This is a genomic window from Amycolatopsis sp. WGS_07, assembly GCF_045278895.1.
Classification (GTDB): Bacteria; Actinomycetota; Actinomycetes; order Mycobacteriales; family Pseudonocardiaceae; genus Amycolatopsis.
Window position 1 is genome coordinate 1,647,655 of the sequence record NZ_CP136053.1, and the last position, 18,411, is coordinate 1,666,065.

General features: G+C 69.8%; 20 protein-coding genes. 9 read left to right on the plus strand and 11 right to left on the minus strand.

What is annotated here, in order from left to right; translation table 11 throughout:
* Nucleotides 1-10: 10 nt before the first annotated feature.
* Entirely contained in the window at nt 11-892 is an 882-nt protein-coding gene (locus tag RPX00_RS07485) for an MBL fold metallo-hydrolase (protein ID WP_406638735.1), read from the plus strand.
* An 18-nt stretch (nt 893-910) separates the two neighbouring features.
* Here RPX00_RS07485 and RPX00_RS07490 read toward each other — a convergent pair whose 3' ends face one another.
* From RPX00_RS07490 to RPX00_RS07500, 3 genes are read right to left on the minus strand one after another with little or no spacing between them, the layout of a single operon-like run.
* Entirely contained in the window at nt 911-1,960 is a 1,050-nt protein-coding gene (locus RPX00_RS07490) for a sensor histidine kinase (RefSeq protein ID WP_406638736.1), read from the minus strand.
* The gene (locus RPX00_RS07495) at nt 1,957-2,658 is read right to left on the minus strand and encodes a response regulator transcription factor (protein ID WP_406638737.1); all 702 of its coding nucleotides are present in this window, start codon (nt 2,656-2,658) and stop codon (nt 1,957-1,959) included. Before RPX00_RS07495 ends, RPX00_RS07490 begins: the two co-directional genes overlap by 4 nt.
* Before the next feature lie 8 nt (nt 2,659-2,666).
* Nucleotides 2,667-4,070: a hypothetical protein gene (locus tag RPX00_RS07500; protein WP_406638738.1), complete on the minus strand. Its 1,404-nt coding sequence runs from the start codon at nt 4,068-4,070 to the stop codon at nt 2,667-2,669.
* Nucleotides 4,071-4,229: 159 nt separating this feature from the next.
* On the opposite strand from RPX00_RS07500, the gene RPX00_RS07505 reads away from it, so the two are divergent.
* The 5 genes from RPX00_RS07505 to RPX00_RS07525 all read left to right on the plus strand — a co-directional run bounded on the left by RPX00_RS07505 (nt 4,230) and on the right by RPX00_RS07525 (nt 7,798).
* Nucleotides 4,230-4,874 (plus strand): glycosyltransferase family 2 protein, encoded by a 645-nt coding sequence (locus RPX00_RS07505; protein WP_406642816.1) that lies wholly within the window; start codon nt 4,230-4,232, stop codon nt 4,872-4,874.
* Nucleotides 4,871-5,542 carry a DUF2064 domain-containing protein gene (locus tag RPX00_RS07510; protein WP_406638739.1) on the plus strand — a complete coding sequence of 224 codons (672 nt, stop codon included), beginning with the start codon at nt 4,871-4,873 and terminating at the stop codon, nt 5,540-5,542. Before RPX00_RS07505 ends, RPX00_RS07510 begins: the two co-directional genes overlap by 4 nt.
* Complete coding sequence (locus RPX00_RS07515; protein ID WP_406638740.1) at nt 5,539-6,168, plus strand: methyltransferase domain-containing protein; 630 nt, start codon at nt 5,539-5,541, stop codon at nt 6,166-6,168. The genes RPX00_RS07510 and RPX00_RS07515 overlap by 4 nt, the downstream gene beginning before the upstream one ends.
* A gap of 65 nt (nt 6,169-6,233) precedes the next feature.
* A complete protein-coding gene (locus RPX00_RS07520; protein WP_406642818.1) occupies nt 6,234-7,349 on the plus strand; it encodes a molybdopterin-dependent oxidoreductase in 1,116 nt (371 codons plus the stop codon).
* On the plus strand, nt 7,346-7,798 hold the full coding sequence (locus RPX00_RS07525) for a hypothetical protein (protein WP_406638741.1): 453 nt from the start codon (nt 7,346-7,348) through the stop codon (nt 7,796-7,798). The genes RPX00_RS07520 and RPX00_RS07525 overlap by 4 nt, the downstream gene beginning before the upstream one ends.
* A gap of 291 nt (nt 7,799-8,089) precedes the next feature.
* Here the strand turns inward: RPX00_RS07525 and RPX00_RS07530 are convergent, their stop codons facing one another.
* From RPX00_RS07530 to RPX00_RS07560, 7 genes are all read right to left on the minus strand, one after another.
* Complete coding sequence (locus tag RPX00_RS07530; protein ID WP_406638742.1) at nt 8,090-9,721, minus strand: trypsin-like peptidase domain-containing protein; 1,632 nt, start codon at nt 9,719-9,721, stop codon at nt 8,090-8,092.
* A 79-nt stretch (nt 9,722-9,800) separates the two neighbouring features.
* Nucleotides 9,801-10,871: a galactose-1-phosphate uridylyltransferase gene (gene galT / locus RPX00_RS07535; RefSeq protein WP_406638743.1), complete on the minus strand. Its 1,071-nt coding sequence runs from the start codon at nt 10,869-10,871 to the stop codon at nt 9,801-9,803.
* Nucleotides 10,868-11,668 (minus strand): DeoR/GlpR family DNA-binding transcription regulator, encoded by an 801-nt coding sequence (locus RPX00_RS07540; protein ID WP_093575557.1) that lies wholly within the window; start codon nt 11,666-11,668, stop codon nt 10,868-10,870. The genes galT and RPX00_RS07540 overlap by 4 nt, the downstream gene beginning before the upstream one ends.
* A gap of 120 nt (nt 11,669-11,788) precedes the next feature.
* On the minus strand, nt 11,789-13,228 hold the full coding sequence (locus RPX00_RS07545; protein WP_406638744.1) for an ATP-binding protein: 1,440 nt from the start codon (nt 13,226-13,228) through the stop codon (nt 11,789-11,791).
* Nucleotides 13,225-13,917 carry a response regulator transcription factor gene (locus RPX00_RS07550; RefSeq protein WP_009083592.1) on the minus strand — a complete coding sequence of 231 codons (693 nt, stop codon included), beginning with the start codon at nt 13,915-13,917 and terminating at the stop codon, nt 13,225-13,227. The genes RPX00_RS07545 and RPX00_RS07550 overlap by 4 nt, the downstream gene beginning before the upstream one ends.
* Before the next feature lie 129 nt (nt 13,918-14,046).
* Nucleotides 14,047-14,667: a trimeric intracellular cation channel family protein gene (locus tag RPX00_RS07555; protein ID WP_406638745.1), complete on the minus strand. Its 621-nt coding sequence runs from the start codon at nt 14,665-14,667 to the stop codon at nt 14,047-14,049.
* Between the two features lie 9 nt (nt 14,668-14,676).
* On the minus strand, nt 14,677-15,330 hold the full coding sequence (locus RPX00_RS07560) for a response regulator (protein WP_378299992.1): 654 nt from the start codon (nt 15,328-15,330) through the stop codon (nt 14,677-14,679).
* 411 nt (nt 15,331-15,741) lie between these two features.
* Here RPX00_RS07560 and RPX00_RS07565 point away from each other — a divergent pair, with 411 nt between their 5' ends.
* Nucleotides 15,742-16,479, plus strand: coding sequence for a MerR family transcriptional regulator (locus tag RPX00_RS07565; protein ID WP_406638746.1), 738 nt, complete (start codon nt 15,742-15,744; stop codon nt 16,477-16,479).
* Between the two features lie 21 nt (nt 16,480-16,500).
* On the opposite strand, the gene RPX00_RS07570 is transcribed toward RPX00_RS07565, so the two are convergent.
* Entirely contained in the window at nt 16,501-17,112 is a 612-nt protein-coding gene (locus tag RPX00_RS07570) for a TetR/AcrR family transcriptional regulator (RefSeq protein ID WP_406638747.1), read from the minus strand.
* A gap of 63 nt (nt 17,113-17,175) precedes the next feature.
* Here RPX00_RS07570 and RPX00_RS07575 point away from each other — a divergent pair, with 63 nt between their 5' ends.
* Both RPX00_RS07575 and RPX00_RS07580 read left to right on the plus strand, forming a co-directional pair.
* A complete protein-coding gene (locus RPX00_RS07575) occupies nt 17,176-18,111 on the plus strand; it encodes an alpha/beta hydrolase (protein WP_406638748.1) in 936 nt (311 codons plus the stop codon).
* Nucleotides 18,112-18,174: 63 nt separating this feature from the next.
* Nucleotides 18,175-18,411, plus strand: a complete 237-nt coding sequence (locus tag RPX00_RS07580) for a hypothetical protein (protein WP_406638749.1) — start codon at nt 18,175-18,177, stop codon at nt 18,409-18,411.

Consider the following 18,411-nt stretch of genomic DNA (forward strand, 5'->3'; position numbering starts at 1 on the left):
ACGTTCCGGAATGAATTCGCCCTACGGGATCTTGATGCTGGGCATGCGTTCCATCGTGGTGGGGGACATCGAAATCCACGCACTGACCGACGGGCGGCTGCAGCTGCCGTCGTCGTTCTTCCCGGGACTACAGGGCAAACGCTCGGCGCCGAGCACGGTCCCGGTGGTCATCGGCGCATTCCTGATCCGGACGGGCCGCCGCACTGTGCTGGTCGACGCCGGTTTCGGTCCGCGGCCGTCCGGCGAGCCGCATCTGCCGCAGCACTCCAGAGAGCAGTTGCACCCGGTGGTCAGCGCCGTCGAGGCTGAGGACACCGGAGGCTTGCCCGCAGCGCTCGCCGAAGCCGGGGTCGCCCGCGAAGACGTCGACACCGTGGTGCTGACTCATCTGCACGCTGATCACATCGGCTGGGTCGCGCCGAACGGCGAACCGTACTTCCCGAACGCCGAAGTGCGGTACGGCGCGCCCGACTGGGACGCCTTCGTCAAGCCGGCTGGACGGCACGACCGCGGCCGCGTGGCGTTGGAAGTCCTTCACGTCCAGGGCAAACTGCGCACGCTGCAGGACGGCGAACTGGTCGCGCCCGGCGTGACCGTTCGGCACGCGCCGGGACACACGCCAGGGCATTACGTGCTGGAGGTGGCGGATCAGGACCGGCGCGCGGTCCTGATCGGTGACGTCTTCCAGATTCCGGAGCAGATGGCGGATCCGGCGATCGGAGCCGCGTCCGACGCCGATCTCCGGCAGGCGGAGCTGACCCGTCGCCGCTGGCTCGGCGAGGTGACCGGAACCGGCGCGATCGTCGCGGCGGCGCACTTCCCGGACGAGCCGTTCTTCCGGATCGCCGCCGACCGCACGGTGGAGCCGGTCTCAGCGGTCACCGCTTCCTGACTGTCCACAATAGACGATTCAGGACGCCGCCAGCGGCAACCGCACCTCGAAGCGGCAACCTGGGCCGTGGTTCTGCACGCCAATCCGTCCTCGGTGCGCCTCCACCAAGCCCTTCGCGATCGCCAGGCCCAGCCCGCCGCCGCTGGTGGTGCCGCTGCGGTCAGGGGTGCGGGCTTGCGTGCCGCGGAAGGCGACGTCGAAGACCCGGCTGATCTCGTCGTCCGGGATCCCGCCGCAGCCGTCGTCCACGGCCAGCAGCGCCTGGTCGCCGTCGATGCCGATCTGCACGGCGACCGTGCCGTCCGGCGGAGTGTGCCGGATGGCGTTGGACACGAGGTTCCGCACGATCCGCGCCAGCTCCGGATCGCTGCCGGACACCACCGGCCATGCCGACGCGTTTTCCAGCACGCGCACGTGTTTGCGGTCGGCCACCGGTGCTTGCGCGGCGACCGCGTCGCTCACCACGTCGCGCAGGGGCACCGCCGACATGCTCAGCTCGAGCGCTCCCGCGGTGATCCGGGACAGCTCGAACAGGTCGCCGACCATGCCGGACAGCCGGGTGGTCTCGCCGCTGATGCGCTGGGCGTAGTCGGCCACCTCGGCGCGTTCGGAGACCACCCCGTCGGCCAGCGCCTCCGCCATGGCCTGGATTCCGGCCAGCGGGCTGCGAAGGTCGTGGCTGATCCACGCGACCAGTTCGCGCCGCGATTTCTCCGCCGCGCGTTCGCGTTCCCGGGCCTCGCGTTCCCACACGCTGCGCCGCGCGATGACCCGGCCAAGCACCATCGCCGCGGGTACGGCCACCAGAGCGACCAGCAGGCATACGAGCAGTTCGGTGGTCAGGGCCTCGGTGAACATGAAGCCGCTCACGCCGAGGATCCCGACCAGCATCGCGGCGATCGGCGTCAGCACGAGGGTGGTCATCGTGGTGGCCAGCGACCGGTGCCGCAGCAGGTAAAGCGCGAGCCCGCCCAGCGCCGCCACCGGCAACGCGAACAGCGTCGCGAGCGGCAGAATGTGCAGGACGTGGACGAACATGTCCCACGCCGACTCACCCGAGCCGATCACGGCTGTGTCCGGTCGTAGCGGTAGCCGACGCCCCACACCGTCGCGACGCGAATCGGCTTGGCGGGGTCACGTTCGATTTTCTCGCGCAGCCGCCGTACGTGGACGGTCACCGTGGACTGGTCGCCGAAGTCCCAGCCCCACACCTTCTCCAGCAGGTCAGCCCGGCTGAACGCGACGCCGGGGTGGGAGAGGAAGAACGCGAGGAGATCGAACTCGCGAGTCGTCAGCGGCAGCACCGCGCCGTCGAGCGTCGCCTGGCGGGCGGTCATCTGGAGCCGGAGGTTGCCGTCCACCAGCTCAGCCGTGGGCGGCTCGGGGCGAGGCATCCGGGCGCGGCGCAGCACGGATGCCACGCGCAAGGTGAGTTCCTTGGGGCTGAACGGTTTGGTGACGTAATCGTCGGCGCCCAGCTGCAGCCCGGCGATGCGGTTCTCCTCCTCGCCGAGCGCGGTGAGCATGACGATCGGCACCTGGCTCGTCTGCCGCAGCCGTCGGCACACCTCCAGGCCGTTGAGGCCGGGCATCATCACGTCGAGCACGACCAGGTCCGGCACGCGGTCGGCGAACCGGGCGAGCGCCGCCGCGCCGTCCCCAGCGAGGTCGACCGTGAAACCGGCGGTTTCGAGGTAACGGCGGACGACGTCGCGCACGGTTTCGTCGTCGTCCACCACGAGCACGCGACCCGCTTGGTCCTCCATGCCTCACCTCACCAGTTCGTCAGCAGCAGGTGGTTGACCGCGAGCGCGACCACCGCCTGTCCGGCCAGCCACCAGCGGCGGTGGCCCGCCGGAAGCAGCGCCGTGGCCGGGATCAGCCACGCGCCGAACGGTAGCCAGATCCGTTCTACCTCAGCCTTCGACAGGCCGGACGAATCGGCGAACACGATTGTGAGCACCGCCGCGAGCACGATCAGCAGCACCGGATCGCGCAGCAAGGTCCGGCGAGAAGGCAGAAAGACCGCTGAAGCCACCCCTCGGCGAGCTGCCGCGACCACCGCCGGGCCGCACGCGACCGCCACCGCGGCCAGATCGGCCCACACCCAGTAGGAATACGGCCGCACCACCGCGACGCCCTGGTAGTAGCGCTCGACCACGAGGTGGTAGCCGTCGAACCACCAGAAACCGGCGAGCGCGAACACGGCGACCACCGCCAACGCGCCGACGACAGCGGTTATCGCGGCACGCCAGTGCCTGCCGAGCAAGGCGACAGCCAGCGCGACCAGGCCGAGCAGGACGAGGCCGTAGGAGAGGAAGATGCCGAATCCGATGAGGATCCCGGCTGCCAACGCGGTGGGCCAGGCGTAACCACGGCGCTCACGGAAGCCCGCCGACGCGAGGGCGAGCAGTGCGATGCCGGTGGCTGTCACGCCGGCGAAGAGGCCGTCCGCGGACACGCCCAGCCACACCGCGCCTGGGCTGAGCACGGCAAACGGCAGCGCCGCGCGGGCTGCGTCCGGACGGCCGAGCAGGGCGATCGTCGCTGGCACCGCGACCGCGACCAACGCCGCCACCAGCACCACGGCGGTCGACGCCCAGGCACCGCCGTGCAGGCCGAGGCGGTCGAGCCAGACGAAGACGAGCGTCGCGCCTGGCGGGTGGCCGGACACGTGGGTGGTCCACGAGTTCGGCTGGAAATCGAGGATGCGCGACGAGAACTCGCGGAGGAATCGCGGGATGTCCGTGATGCCGGGGACCTCGTGCAGGTACTCCTGCGGAGTGGTGAGCCGGCCGGTGAATCCGCGCGTCCAGCCGTCCACCATGGCGAGCGAGAAGATCCAGGCGAGCGAGGCCAGGTAGCCCGCGGCCAGGGCGCGCCGCCATCGCAGCCGGGTCGCCAGGGCCGGGCCGTAGAGGACGACGCCAGCGGCAATCAGGACGGCGAACACCGAGCCGGGACCGACGTGCGGCAGCCAATGCGCGAACAGCGGCGGCGCGAACGCGTAGATCACCACGCCCGAGCCTGGCCGGTTGTAGTACACGCCAACGGCCGTCGCGGCGGCGATCACCACAAGGGTGACGCCGACCGTCACGAGGTCACCGCGGAACCGGCGGCGGGCGGAAACCGGGGCAGGCGGCTCGGCGAGCCGGGCAGCCTTCGTCGACTCGCTCATCGCCGGTCACGATAACCCCGCGAACGGCGGTTCGGCGGGGTTCCGGCGGATCCGTGAGAACTCGGTAAGATCTCGCCCGACGTCAGGATTTGGTAAGCACAGCAAGGGTTCTGCACTGTCCTTTCCAGACTTACCGTACGCCTCGTGAACGAATTCGGAGTGGACGTCGTCCTCCCCTGCCTCGACGAGGCGGCCGCGCTGCCTGATGTGCTCGCCGGTCTGCCGCCGGGGTATCGCGCGATCGTCGTGGACAACGGATCCCACGACGGTTCTCCCGGCGTCGCGGCTGCGCACGGCGCGAAAGTCGTCGACGAGCCGCGGCGCGGTTACGGTGCCGCCGTCCACACCGGGTTGGAGAACGCGACCGCCGACATCGTCTGCTTCGCAGATGCCGACGGATCGCTCGACCTAGCCGAGCTGCCTCGTCTCGTCGCCGCGGTCGTGGACGGTGCTGATCTCGCCGTCGGACGGCGGGTGCCGGTGTCGAGGGCGGCTTGGCCGTGGCACGCCAGAGCGGGCAACGCGCTGCTGTCGCTGATGTTGCGGTCCCGTGGGTTGCCGGTGCGGGACATCGCGCCGTTGCGGGCGGTGCGTCGTCGAGAGTTGCTGGTTCTTGGCGTCGCCGATCGCGCGTTCGGCTACCCGCTTGAACTGCTGGTGAAGGCTCAGCGCGCGGGCTGGGTGGTCCGGGAACTCGACGTCGCCTACCGGGAGCGCGCGAAGGGCACGAAATCGAAGGTGTCCGGTTCAGTGCGCGGCACGTTGCGCGCGGTGCGGGACTTCGGGCGGGTGCTGGCCCGATGACGTTCTGCCTGCTTGTGGTCGCGAAAGCGCCGGTGCCGGGGTTCGCGAAGACCCGGTTGTGCCCGCCGGCGAGCCCCGAACAGGCGGCCGAAATCGCCGCGTGCGCGTTGCTGGACACGCTGGACGCGGCGTTCGCCACTGCCGGTGCGATCACCGTGGTGGCGATGACGGGCGACCTCGCCGCGGCAACGCGGGGCACCGAGATCGGCCGAGCGCTGCGGAATGCAACGGTGATCGCCCAGCGAGGCTGGGATTTCGGCACCCGGCTGGCCAATGCACACGCTGATACCGCTGCGGTGCACGCCGGTTTGCCCGTGCTGCAGATCGGCATGGACACGCCGCAGGTCTCCCCCGCGTTGCTGGCTTCGGCGATCGCGCCGGTCGTCGCCGGAACCAGCCCTGCGGTGTTGGGTGGTGCCGAAGACGGTGGCTGGTGGGGACTTGGGCTTACCGATCCGCGGCAGGCGCAAGTGCTCGCTGGGGTACCGATGTCGCGGCCGGACACGGGGTTCCGTACTCGGGCGGCGTTGGCGGGCGCGGGTCTCCGCGTTGGCGAACTGCCGACGTTGTCCGATGTGGACACCATGGAGGACGCGCTGCGGGTGGCCGCGCTCCGTCCCGACGGCAGGTTCGCGGCGGCGGTCGACGCGGTGGGGGTGGTGGCGTGAAACTCGCGACTGGCCGGGAATTCGATCGCGGGCTGCTTGGCTATCACTGCTGGCTGGAACTCGCGAACGGCGATCGGATCGAGCTTCCAGTCGGCCGCTGGGCGGACGGGTGCGGCGCGGGCGACGCCGTACTGCTGGACGCGTGCGAGGGCCCGACGCTCGATGTCGGCTGCGGGCCTGGCCGGCTTACCGCGGCGTTGACGCGCCGAGGCGTGGTGACCCTCGGCGTGGACAGTTCACCGATCGCGGTGCGGCTGACTCGACGGCGCGGAGCGAGTGCGTTGCAGCGCAACGTTTTCGCTCGCCTGCCTGGAGAAGGGCGGTGGAATCACGTGCTGCTGGCTGACGGCAACATCGGGATCGGCGGCGATCCCGATGCGCTGCTGCGGCGAGTGCGCGAGCTGCTCACCTCGGACGGTGACGTGCTCGTGGAACTGGAGGAACCGGGCCGCGGCGTGCGCCGGGACCAAGTCCGCCTGCGGCCGGATCCCGCTGGCGGGCGGTGGTTCACCTGGGCGTGGGTGGGAGTCGACGCCATCGCGGAAATAGCGGTGCGGACTGGGTTTCGAGTGGCGTGGACGACCAGCCGAGGGCACCGCTGGTTCGCGAAATTGGAACGCGCGTGAAACGCGGGCGGCTGGCTGCCGCGTGGCGTCGGCTCGACTCCCGGGTCACCGACGCGCAGGCCCGCATTCCGAAGGCGGAGCAGTTCAAAGGCGGCGCGCACGGCGAACGCGTGACAGCGAGAGTCGGCAGCCTGCTCGGGATTGCCTTCCTGATCTGCTTCGTCACCGGGCTGTTGAGCCACTTGATCCAGCATCCGCCGGACTGGTTCTTCTGGCCCAGCCGGCCGGTCTGGCTGTACCGGGTCACGCAGGGCGCGCACGTGCTGTCCGGGATCGCGGCGATCCCGTTGCTGCTGGCCAAACTGTGGAGCGTCTACCCGAAGCTGTTCGAGCGGCCGCTGGTGCGCTCGGTGCCGCACGCGGTAGAACGGCTGTCGATCCTCGTCCTGTCCGGGGCGGCGTTCTTCGAGCTGAGTTCGGGGCTGCTGAACGTTGCGCAGAACTACCCGTGGAACTTCTACTTTCCGCAGGTGCACTACGCGGTGGCGTGGGTGGCGATCGGGTCGATCTTCGTGCACGTGGCGGTGAAGCTCCCGGTGATCCGGCGGGCACTGACGCGGGAACGTGCGCCCGCCGAGCAGCCGGGGCCCGGGTTGTCGAGGCGAGGATTCCTGGCCACCACTGGGATCGCGACCGGAGTCGCGGTGCTCGCGACAGCGGGCGCGACGGTTCCCGCCTTGCGGAACATCTCCGGGTTGTCGTGGCGCTCGGACAAGGGCACGCAGAAGTTGCCGGTCAACCGCACGGCCGTGGCAGCGCAGGTCACGCGGACCGCGCGGGACCCCGGATGGCGGCTGTCCATGGTGACCCCGGCGGGGGCGCGGCAGTTCACGCTGGCCGAACTGCGGGCGTTGCCGCAGACCACTGTGGACTTGCCGATCGCGTGCGTCGAGGGATGGAGCCAGATGGCGACGTGGCGCGGCATCTCGTTCCCGGATCTGCTGCGCGCGGCGGGCAGCGCACCCGGCGTGGACGTGCGGGTGTCGTCGCTGGAGAAGACCGGTCTGTACGGCGTCAGCGTGCTGCCTGGCGAGCACACGGCGGACCCGCTCACGTTGCTGGCGTTGGAGCTGAACGGCGAGGTGCTGAACCTCGACCACGGCTATCCGTGCCGCGTCATCGCGCCCAGCCGGCCCGGCGTGCTGCAGACGAAGTGGGTCGCGAAGCTGGAGGTGCAGTGAAGATCGCGCGGATTGTGCTGGCGCTGCCCGGATTGGCGGCGCTGGCGTACGGGGTCGTGCTGTTCCTCGACTACGCGACGTCGGCGTGGCCGGACAGCTTCACCACGGTGCTGTGGATCGGCGGCGGCCCGGTCGTCAACGACGCGGTGTTCGCCCCGGTCGCGGGCGTGGTCGGCCTGCTGGTGGCGCGGGTCCTGCCGAAGCCGTGGCGGGGACCGGTGCAAGTCGGCGCGGTGCTGACCGCGGTGCTGGGTTTCGTGGCGTTCCCGCTGCTATGGCGTACCTATGGCGTGGAGCCGAAGCCTGGGTTGCACGACGGCAACACGTGGCTGGGCCTGCTGGCGACGCTCGCGGTGGTGTGGAGCGTCGTACTAGCGGTGGCGATCGTCCGGATTGTCCGCATCCGGGGTCGCGCGAGCCGGAAAATTCGGCCGCGCGCAGGTAGCTGACCTGGGTTTTCGTCCGGTACCGGAATTTTCCCGCGAATTCGGCGTTTGGCAGAGCGTGCGCGTGGGCACCTCACCGCACGCGGAGAGGCTCTCCGTGTCGAGTCGGAGGCGACACGGAGAGCCTCTTCGTATTTTCGTGCGCGAGCCGGGTTTCGTGCGCTGGGCAGAAAAGCAGCCACGCGCGACCGGCCTTGCTGCTCCGGTCGCGCGTGGCCTTCAAAGGTTCGGCCCCAGCGCGGATAGGGGGTCGAGCCGTGGCTGGTCTCGGCCGCGCCAAGGCGGCCGAGCGATCTAGTTGGCAGGCACTGCCTGCCCGCCAAGGGTGACCTGCACCGTGCGGCCGTCGGCGAGGGTGAAGGTCGTCTGGTCGTTCGGGGCGCGGGTGCGGATTGCGGCGACGAGCGTGTTGGCGCTGTCGATGACGCGGTCGTCGATCTTGGTGACCACGTCGCCGGACTTCAGGCCAGCCTTCTCCGCCGGGCTGCCCGGCGTGATGTCGCCGAGCTGGGCGCCGCCCTGCGGCGCGTCGGTGACCTTCGCGCCGATGAACGTCTGCGTCGCGTGCCCGGTCTTGATGATGTCCTGCGCGGTACGGCGCGCCTGGTCGATCGGGATGGCGAAGCCGATGCCGACGTTGCCGCCCTCGGATCCGCTGCCCTGGCCGCGTCCCGAGTTCGGGCTGTAGATGGCCGAGTTGATGCCGATGACCTGGCCGCTCATGTTCGACAGCGGACCGCCCGAGTTGCCGGGGTTGATCGCCGCGTCGGTCTGGATCGCGTCCATCACCGTGGTCTGGTCGGTCTCGTCGCCGCCCGCCTGCACCGGGCGGTGCAGCGAACTCACGATGCCCGAGGTGACGGTGCCGGTCAGCTCGTAGGGCGAGCCGATGGCCACCACCTGCTGCCCGACCCGCAGGTCGTCGGACCGGCCCAGCTCGACCGGCGTGAGGTTGCTGACGCCGGACACCTTGACCACGGCGATGTCCGTGGTCGGGTCCCGGCCGACGACCTTCGCCGCGGCCTTCTTGCCGTCCTGGAACACGGCCTGGATCTGGCCGCCGTTCGCGGCGACCTGGACGACGTGGTTGTTCGTGAGGATGTAGCCGTCGCTGCTGAGCACGAAACCGGAGCCCTCGCCCGCCGCGGTACGGCCGGACACCTGCAGCTCGACGACGCTCGGCGACAGCTTCTGCGCCACCGATTCGACCGAGCCGGCCGGCGCGTTGCCGGTCTGCTGCGCGGGTTTCGGCGCGTCGAGCGCGCTCACCGACGAACCGGACCCGCCGGTGAGGTAGCCGACGGTCCCGCCCGCCACGCCGCCGATCACGAGCGAGATGGCGGCGACGCTCGCGAGGAGCTTGCCCGCCGTGCCCTTCTTCTCGCGCTGCGCGGGCACGCTGTACACCGAGGTTCCCGGTGCGCCGTAAGGATTGGCCGGGGCTCCGGCGGGCGGAGTCTGCGTTCCGCCGGGGTACTGGCTGCCGTACGGCTGGCCCGCGGTGGGCTGCTGAGCGCCGGGGATCGGGCCGCTCTGGGGAGACGCAGCCGCGGCCTGAGCTGACCACGGATTCGGCGCGCCACCGGCCGGAGCGGCACCGTACGGCGTCTCGCTGGACGGGGCGGCCCCATAGGCACCGTACTGACCCGCAGGCGCTCCATACGCGCCGGAAGCGTCGCCGCTCGGCGCACCGGAGCCGGACGTTCCTGCCGAGCCCTCAGCGGCCGAGCCGTACGCGGCGGTCGCGTTCGAAGCCGGCTGACCCGCGTCCCCGCCAGCCGAATCGGCTGACGTGGGCTGGCTCGCGGATTGCGCCGGTTGAGCCGGGGTCTGCTGCCAGGCCGCCTGGCCTTCGGCGCCCGGCTGGGCACCCGGGTCCTGGCGACCCGCCGCGGAGTCGGGCACGTGGGGGTCGTTCTCGGTCATATCCTCACCTAAGCGGCTGGGCCTGAGAGGTTCCTGAGTCGAACCTGTGTTTCGTAGATGAGTATGCCGCCAGTTCCGGTCAGCCTGCCGCGCGAAGCCGCTCCGCGATCTGTTCCGGCGTGGCGTCGTTGATCCAGACCGCCATGCCGGACTCGGAGCCGGCCAGGTACTTCAGCTTGTCCTTGGCCCGCAGCACCGAGAACAGCTCCAGGTGCAGCCACGACAGCTCCCGGTCCCGCCGCACCGGAGCCTGGTGCCAGCCCGCGATGTAGGGCAGCGGACGGTCGTACAGAGCGTCGCATCGGCGGAGCACGTCCAGGTACACGCGGGAAAAGTCGTCGCGCTCGGCGTCGGTGAGCGACGGGAGGTCCGGCGTCTGCCGGTGCGGCACGATCTGGATGTGCACCGGCCAGCGCGCGGCAGGCGGCACGAAAGCCGTCCAGTGCTCGCCGGTGGCGATCACGCGCTCGCCCGATTTCTGTTCCGCCGCCAGGACGTCGCCGAGCACCGAGCCGCCGTGTTCGCGCGCGACCGCCAGCATCCGCTCGGTTTTCGGGGTGACGAACGGGTAGCCGTAGATCTGGCCGTGCGGATGCGAGAGCGTGACGCCGATTTCCTCGCCGCGGTTCTCGAACGGGAAGACCTGTTCCACGCCAGGCGTCTGGGCGAGCGCGGCGGTGCGGTCGGCCCAGGCGTCCACCACGAGCCGCACCTGGTCCGGTGTCAGCCGGGAAAACGCGCCGTCGTGGTCGCTGGTGAAGCACACGACCTCGCAGCGGCCGAGGCCCGGCGCGGTCGGCACCAGACCCAAGCCGTCCACAGTGGACGGTTCGCCGGTGGCCTGCTGCGAGAACGACGGGAACCGGTTCTCGAACACGACGACGTCGTAGTCGGCTTCGGGAATCTCGCTCGGCTTGCCCGGCCGGGTCGGGCAGAGCGGGCAGAGGTCGGCGGGCGGCTTGTACGTGCGCGTCTGGCGGTGCGCCGCCATCGCGACCCACTCGCCGGTGAGCGGGTCGCGGCGGATCTCCGAGGCAGCCGCGACCGGCGGGAGATCCCGGGTGTCCTCGGCGAGCCGCTCGTGGACGTCGGTGTGGTCGAAATAGATGATCTCCCGGCCGTCGGCCAGGTGCCGCACAGTGCGTTTCACGCTTCTTCTGCCTCGAGGTTCTCCGCCGTTTCGGCGATCATGAGTTCTCCGACCCGCTCCGCGAGGTCTTCCCGCGCACGGTCGTCCAGTCCGTCGTCGGTCACCACGACCTGCGCTTCTTCCAGGTCCGCGATCGTGGAAATGCCGACGGTGCCCCACTTCGTGTGGTCGGCGAGCACCACCAGCCGCCGCCCGGCCTCCACCAGCGCGCGGTCGGTTTCGCTCTCGGTGAGGTTCGGGGTGGTGAACCCGGGCCCCACCGCCATCCCGTGCACGCCGAGGAACACCAGGTCGAGGTGCAGCGTGCGCAGGCTCTGCACGGCGACCGGGCCGACCAGCGCGTCCGACGGCGTCCGCACCCCGCCGGTGAGGACGACTGTGCGATCTGGCTGCCCCGCATTGCGCAGCACGTCGGCGACCTGGATCGAGTTGGTGACGATGGTGAGGCCCTCGATGCCGTCGAGCGCGTGTGCGAGCGTCCAAGTGGTGGTGCCCGCGGAGAGGCCGATCGCGGTGCCCGGCTTGACGAGGGTGGCCGCCAGTTCGGCGATCGCTTCCTTCTGCGCGCGCTGCCGCACCGATTTCGCCTCGAAGCCCGGCTCGTCGGTGCTCTTGCCGACCAGCGACGTCGCGCCGCCGTAGACCTTCTCCACCAGGCCGCGGCCCGCGAGCACGTCGAGGTCGCGGCGGACCGTCATGTCGGAAACGCCGAGCCTCGCGACGAGGTCACTGACCCGGACCGCACCGGTCCGGCGTGCTTCCTCGAGGATCACCGCCTGTCGCTGCCGCGCGAGCACCGCCACTCCCCAAGCACACCCATCAACTACACAAAATCCTACACGATTCAACATCAGGTGTGCGCGACGTGCAGATCGAGCGTCCCCCTGCCGGGCGACGGCCAAGCGTGGCGGGCCGGATCAGGCGATCGGCGCCCCCGGTAGCCGGATGGTGAGCAGAGCACCGCCTTCGGGTGCCCGGTTGGCGTAAACCGTGCCGCCGTGCCGTTCCGCCGCGTGCTGCACGATCGCCAGCCCGAGGCCGGATCCGGGCAGGGTGCGCGCCTCCGACGAGCGGTAGAAACGGTCGAACACCTTGGGCAGGTCTTCCTCGGCGATGCCGGGTCCGGAGTCCGCGACCTCGACCACCGCGGTGCCGTCGCCGAGCGGACGCAGCGTGACCCGCACCCGCGAGCCCTGCGGCGAGAACTTCACCGCGTTGTCCAGCAGGTTCAGCACTGCCCGTTCGAGCGAGCTGTTGTCGCCGGTGAGCACCCACGGCTGCAGCGAGACCTCGAACTCGATCTCGCCCGCCCGGCGGCGCGCCCGGTCCAGCGCGCGCTCGACCACGTCCATCAGGTCGACGCGTTCGGCCTGCTCACGCGGTTCGTCCTGGCGGGCCAGCTCCACGAGGTCGCCGATGAGCTGGGTGAGTTCGTCGAGCTGGCCGCGGATGTCGGCCTCGATGTCGGCGCGGTCCTCGTCCGGCAGCGACGGCGCGCCCGGACGGCTCGCGGACAGCAGGAGTTCCAGGTTGGTGCGCATGGACGTGAGCGGGGTGCGCAGCTCGTGCCCGGCGTCGGCGACCAGCTGCCGTTGCCGTTCCTGCGAGTCCGCGACCGTGCCGAGCATGATGTTGAAACTGTGCGTGAGCCGGGCGAGTTCGTCGTCGCCGCTCACCGGGATCGGACGCAGGTCACCGGTCGCGGCCACCCGTTCGGCGGCGGACGTCAGGCGGTCGACCGGGCGCAATCCGGCGCGCGCGACCGCCGTGCCCGCGCCCGCGGCCACCACGATTCCGGCACCGCCGACCAGGAACAGCACCACGGACAGCTGGTTCAGCGCACGCATCGTCGGCGCCATCGACTGCGCCAGCACGATCGCCTGCCCGTGCCCGAGCGGGACCGCGGCCACCCGCATGCCCGTGGTCACGTCGGTGCGCAGCGACTGCGGAAGCACACCGGTCGCGACGCGCATCTCGGCCGGGCCCACCGGCGGCCGCGTGCCCGGCTGCGGATAGATCAGGTCGCCGGTGAGGCCGTTGAGCTGGCCGATCTGCAGGTCAGCGCTGGCGAGCAAGGCTCCCGGCACCTCGCGCAGCTGGTCGGTCGGCACCTGCGGCGAGTTCGCCGCGGCTTGTGCGCGGGCCAGCAGGTTGTCGTCGAGCTGGGTGAGGAGGTTGTTGCGCACCACCAGGTACGCGCACAACGAAACCAGCGCCACCGCGCCCGCCACACACGCGGCGGCGAGCAGCGTGACGCGACCGCGCAGCGAAAACCGGCGAGTGCTCCACCGGGTGCCGCGCGGATCGGGGACCTCCCCAGCCGGCGCGGCCTGCTCGCCCGCCGGGTGATCGGTCACGGCGGGGTCTCGCGCAGGACGTACCCCACTCCACGCACCGTGTGGATCAGCCTCGGTTCGCCCTCCGCTTCCGTCTTGCGGCGCAAATAACCGACGTAGACCTCCAGCGCGTTGCCCGACGTCGGGAAGTCGTAACCCCATACTTCCTCCAGGATCCTTCCGCGGGTCAGCACGTGCTTGGGGTACGAGAGGAACAGCTCGAGCAGCGCGAACTCGGTGCGGGTGAGGCTGATCTCGCGGCCGCCGCGGCGGACCTCGCGAGTGCCCGGGTCCAGCGTGAGGTCGGCGAACGACAGCACCTCCGAAGTCTCGCCCTGCTGCGCGTCCGGAGCGGCGCGGCGCAGCAGCGCGCGCAGCCGGGCGAGCAGTTCCTCCAGAGCGAACGGCTTGGGCAGGTAGTCGTCGGCGCCGGCGTCGAGGCCGGAAACCCGGTCGGAGACGGTGTCGCGCGCGGTCAGCACGAGAATCGGCAGGTCGTCACCGGTGCTGCGGAGCCGGCGGGCCACTTCGAGCCCGTCGAGACGCGGCATCATGACGTCGAGAACCATCGCGTCCGGACGGTTGGCGAGGATCGTCTCCAATGCCTGCGCACCATCGCTCGCCAGCTCCACGGTGTAGCCGTTGAACTCCAAAGACCGCCTGAGCGATTCACGGACGGCACGGTCGTCGTCCACTACGAGGATGCGCATGCCGTCAGTCTTACGCAGAGTGCTGAGACCCGCCTAAGAACACACGCAGAACACACAAAGAGCATCCGGGACGACTGCGGGCACGAGGCACATCCGCACTGGCCGCGCCGGGGATCGCGGACGCGGAAATCACAGCGAACGCTCTTCCGGCGGCCGCGCGACGGGAGCGTTCCAGTGTCGCCAGAGCGTAAGCACCCGGATCGCGACCACGACCACGGCGGAGAAGGTGGTGACCACCCCGGCCGGGAGGCTCAGCGCGTGCCCCGCCCAGACGCACACCGCGCCGGTCAGCGCGGCCATCGCGTAGATCTCCTTGCGCAGCACGAGCGGAATCTCCCGCAGCAGCAGGTCGCGGACCGCGCCTCCGCCGATGCCGCTGGTCATCCCGATCAGACAGGCGGCGTACCCGGTCGTGCCCGCGTTGAGCGCCACCGTCGTCCCGGAGGTGGCGAACACGCCGAGCCCGACCGCGTCCGCGAGCAGCACCGCGTGCCGCAGCCGGGCGACCTGCGGATGGAAGGCGAACACCACCAGCGCCGCCGCCGCGCAGACGGCCAGGTACGGCCAGTTGCGCAGGGACGTCGGCGGGTGAATGCCGAGGAGCACGTCGCGGATGACGCCGCCGCCGAGCGCCGTGGTCAGGCCGACCACGACGACGCCGAACACGTCCAGCCGCGCCCGGACCGCGGCCAGCGCCCCGGACGCCGCGAACGCCACCAGCCCGAGGAACTCGAGCGCGGTCAGCAGCATCTGCTGGTTCTACTGGTCGAGAAGCCCGCCGCGATAGGCCAGGAGCGCGGCCTGCACCCGGTTGGCCGCGCCGATCTTCGACAGCACCGCCGAGACATATCCCTTCACCGTCGCCTCGGACAGGTGCAGCCGCCCGCCGATCTCGGCGTTCGAAAGCCCCTGCCCGATCAGCGCGACGACCTCGCGTTCGCGTTCGGACAGCGAGGCCAGGAGTTTGCGCGCCGGCTGCGCGGCCCGCTGCTCGTCGCGGTGGCTCTGGACCATCCGCACGGCCACGCCCGGGTCAAGGACGGCACCGCCTTTGGCCAGGTCGCGCACGGCCCGCAGCAGCGCCGCCGGGTCGATGTCCTTCAGCAGGAAGCCGTTGGCGCCGAGCCGCAGCGCGAGGCTGACGTACTCGTCGATGTCGAAGGTGGTGAGCATGGCGACGGTCGGCGGATCAGGCAGGGCGAGAATGGCCCGAAGCGCGCGAATGCCGTCGTCAGGGGCGCGCATCTTGATGTCGAGCAGCGCGACGTCCGGGTGATAACGACGGGCGACCTCGACCGCCGATCTGCCGTCGCTTGCCTCGCCCACGATCTCGATGTCCGCGGCCCCGGACATCATGGCGCGCAGCCCCGACCGAACTAGTTCCTCGTCGTCGGCGAACATGAGCTTGATCAACGAAGCCCTCCGGCAGACCGTGGGTTGGAGGCGGCTCCCCGCACCCGTTACGGAAGATTACCTACTGTTGTTCACGGTTTCGAAACCAGACACGACCAGGTGACTCGACTGGTCCACCGGAGCGGCTGAGAACAGGACCCAACCCGGTTGCATGTCACCCACTTGAGTGAGTTCATGAGGTGGGTCTCACCGGGTTGCGTAACCGATCCAGAGGAAAGGATCAGCTGTCCGGGCGTTCGTTCCTGGCTTCGGGGTTATCCGGCGGTGAGTTCCGCGCGCACCCTCGCTGGCCCCCGCGGTGACTCGACGGCGATGACCTGGGTCACATCCGAAACAGCTCCGGGTTGACCGTGCCGCAGCGGCATGGTTTCGACTGGAGTCCGTCCGGCCGCGAACGGAATGAGAGACCCCATGGCTTGGAGCACGCGCGAGATCGCCGAGCTAGCCGGCACCAGCCTGCGCGCGGTCCGGCACTATCACGAGGTCGGCCTGCTCGCCGAGCCGGAACGTCTCGCCAACGGGTACAAGCAGTACGGCGTCGTTCACCTAGTCCGGCTGCTGCGCATCAAACGCCTCGTCGGCCTGGGGTTTTCCCTCACGCAGATCGCCGACCTCGGCGAACGCGACGACCATCCGGCGGAGGCTCTACGCACCCTCGACGCCGAACTGGCGGCCACGATCGAACGCTTGCAACGAGCCCGCGTCGAACTCGGGTTCATCCTGCGCGAGTCGGCCCCGACCGAACTGCCCACCGAACTCGCCACGGCAGCCGACCGTCCGATGACCGAGGCGGACCGTTCGTTCGTCACCGTCATGAGCCGCGTACTCGGCCCCAAGGGCATGACCGCCTACGCCGATTTCGTGCAGAACCCGACCGCCGATCCCGTCGGTGACGAGTTTGAGTCTCTGCCGCCCGATGCCGATGAAAAGACCCGCGCCGAGCTGGCTCAGCGGATGTTTCCGTACCTGCGCTCGATGTACCGGGAGCATCCGGGGTTGACCACCCTGGGCGAGGACGCACCGCGCGGCAAGAAGTACGCCCGAGAGACGATCGACAAGGCGTTCGCGGACCTCTACAACCCGGCCCAACTGGACGTCCTGCGACGGCTCAGCGAGACGATCCGTAGTGCCTCACCTGAGCTGAGGTGACGACCGGTGCCGCGGCGATCATCAGTGCGCTGCGAAGCCCTCGCGCAGCGCCGTGAACAGCCGCTCGAGACGACGGCGGTGATCTTTCGCCAACGCTTTGTCCGGCTCGCCTTCGACGCGGCGGCGGGCAGTTTCCACCAGCACCGCGCTGTAGCCAGCCATGAAGAATGCCGCGAGCAAAACCCGGTCTCCCTCGAAGTTCGGGTCTTGGAACAGCTCGTCGGCCAGCGTGGTCTGGAGTTCGGCACCGATAGCTCGCGCGCGGGCGATCAGCGCGGGCGAACCGGCGACGGTCCGGAAGAACGGTGCCGCACGAGCGCTGAGTCCCGATAGCGGTGCGCGCTCGTCGCAGAGGCGGAAAGCCAGGTCCTGCAAGGAAGTCAGGACATCGACGTCCGGCGCGCGGTCTCGGACGGCGACGCGCAGCAGGTCGGCGGCGTCGGTCGCTCGGTCCAGGAAGAGGTCTTCCTTGCGCGCGAAGTGATTGAAGACCGTCACGCTGGAGACGCCAGCCTCGCGCGCGACCTCGGCGACCGTGACGGCCTCGTATCCGCGCTCCAGGAACAGCCGGTTCGCCACCTCCAGGATCCGGGCACGCGTCTGCGGGCCTCCTCGTTCGCCGGTTCGGGGCATGGGATCCTACTTTCTTGTGTCACTAAATTTAGTCAGTTAAGATAGCAGCAGAGGGGGTCAGTCATGAGCGAGCGAGCGTTTCCCGCGCCGTCCACTGTCAGCGAGCAGGCCAGGGCCTGGCTGGCTTTCGACGTCGGCGAGTTGACGTATCCGGACGCGGACGACACCGACGGCTGGCTCGCGCTGGCCGCCCAGGCGAATCAGTCGACGGCTCGGCGGTTCCCCATCGCCGAACTGCCGGTGGCGGTCGAAGACTTCGAGGCCGACGGGGCGATCGGGTACGCAGCCAGGCCGCACGGGGCCGACGGCGAGGCGATCTTTCTGTGGATGCACCCGGGCGGCCTCCTGGTCGGCGGCGGCGAAGCATGCCGGGCGACGACTGCCAAGACCGCGTTGTCGACGGGCATGCTCGTGTGGGGCGTCGACTATCGGCTGCCGCCGTTGCATCCGTATCCGGCCGCGTTGAACGATGCGCTGTCGGTGTACCGCCGCGCGCTGCGGGAGCGTGAACCGTCGCAGGTGTTTGTCGGCGGGGATTCCGCGGGCGGAAACATCGCCGCCGCGCTTCTGTTGCGCGCCAAGGATATGGGGTTGCCAATGCCTGCCGCGTTGGTGCTCAACACCCCGCAGATCGACCTGACCGAATCTGGCGACACTTTCCAGACCCTCAACGGCGTCGACAACGTCCTCCGCAGTTTGGCTCCGACAAACGCCCTCTACGCGGCGGGAGCCGATCCGCGAGATCCTTACCTGTCCCCGATTTTCGGCGATGTTTCCGGCTTTCCGCCGACCTTTCTCAAGAGCGGCACCCGCGATTTGTTCCTGTCGAACACAGTTCGGATGCATCGAAAGCTGCGCGCCGCGGGCGTGCCGACCGAGTTGCACGTGTTCGAGGCGATGCCGCATGGCGGGTTCGGCGGCGACAGCCCAGAGGACCTGGACGCGGCGGCGGAACAGCGACGTTTCCTTGCCCAGCACGGAGCGTTGCGCCGAGGCTGAGAAAAACCGTTTGCCGCCGCGCAGCTCCGCTCGCTATTGCTAGAAAGAGCAGACGGAGAGGCAATGACGGACGAACGCAAGACTTTCGAGATCAGGGTCGGTGTTTACGCGACCGAGGATCAGGCGCGGGAGCTGATTGAGCGGATCAAGCTGCTGCTGTGCCCGGAACCCGAGCATGCCTCGCCCTGTCCGGTTCCCTGGGGGATTGGCTTGCTGGCCGAGGACGATTTCCCGGACGACGTCAGCTATCCGGAACTCGAACAGCAGTATCTGATCGAACGCGGGCTCGGTCGCGAGTAG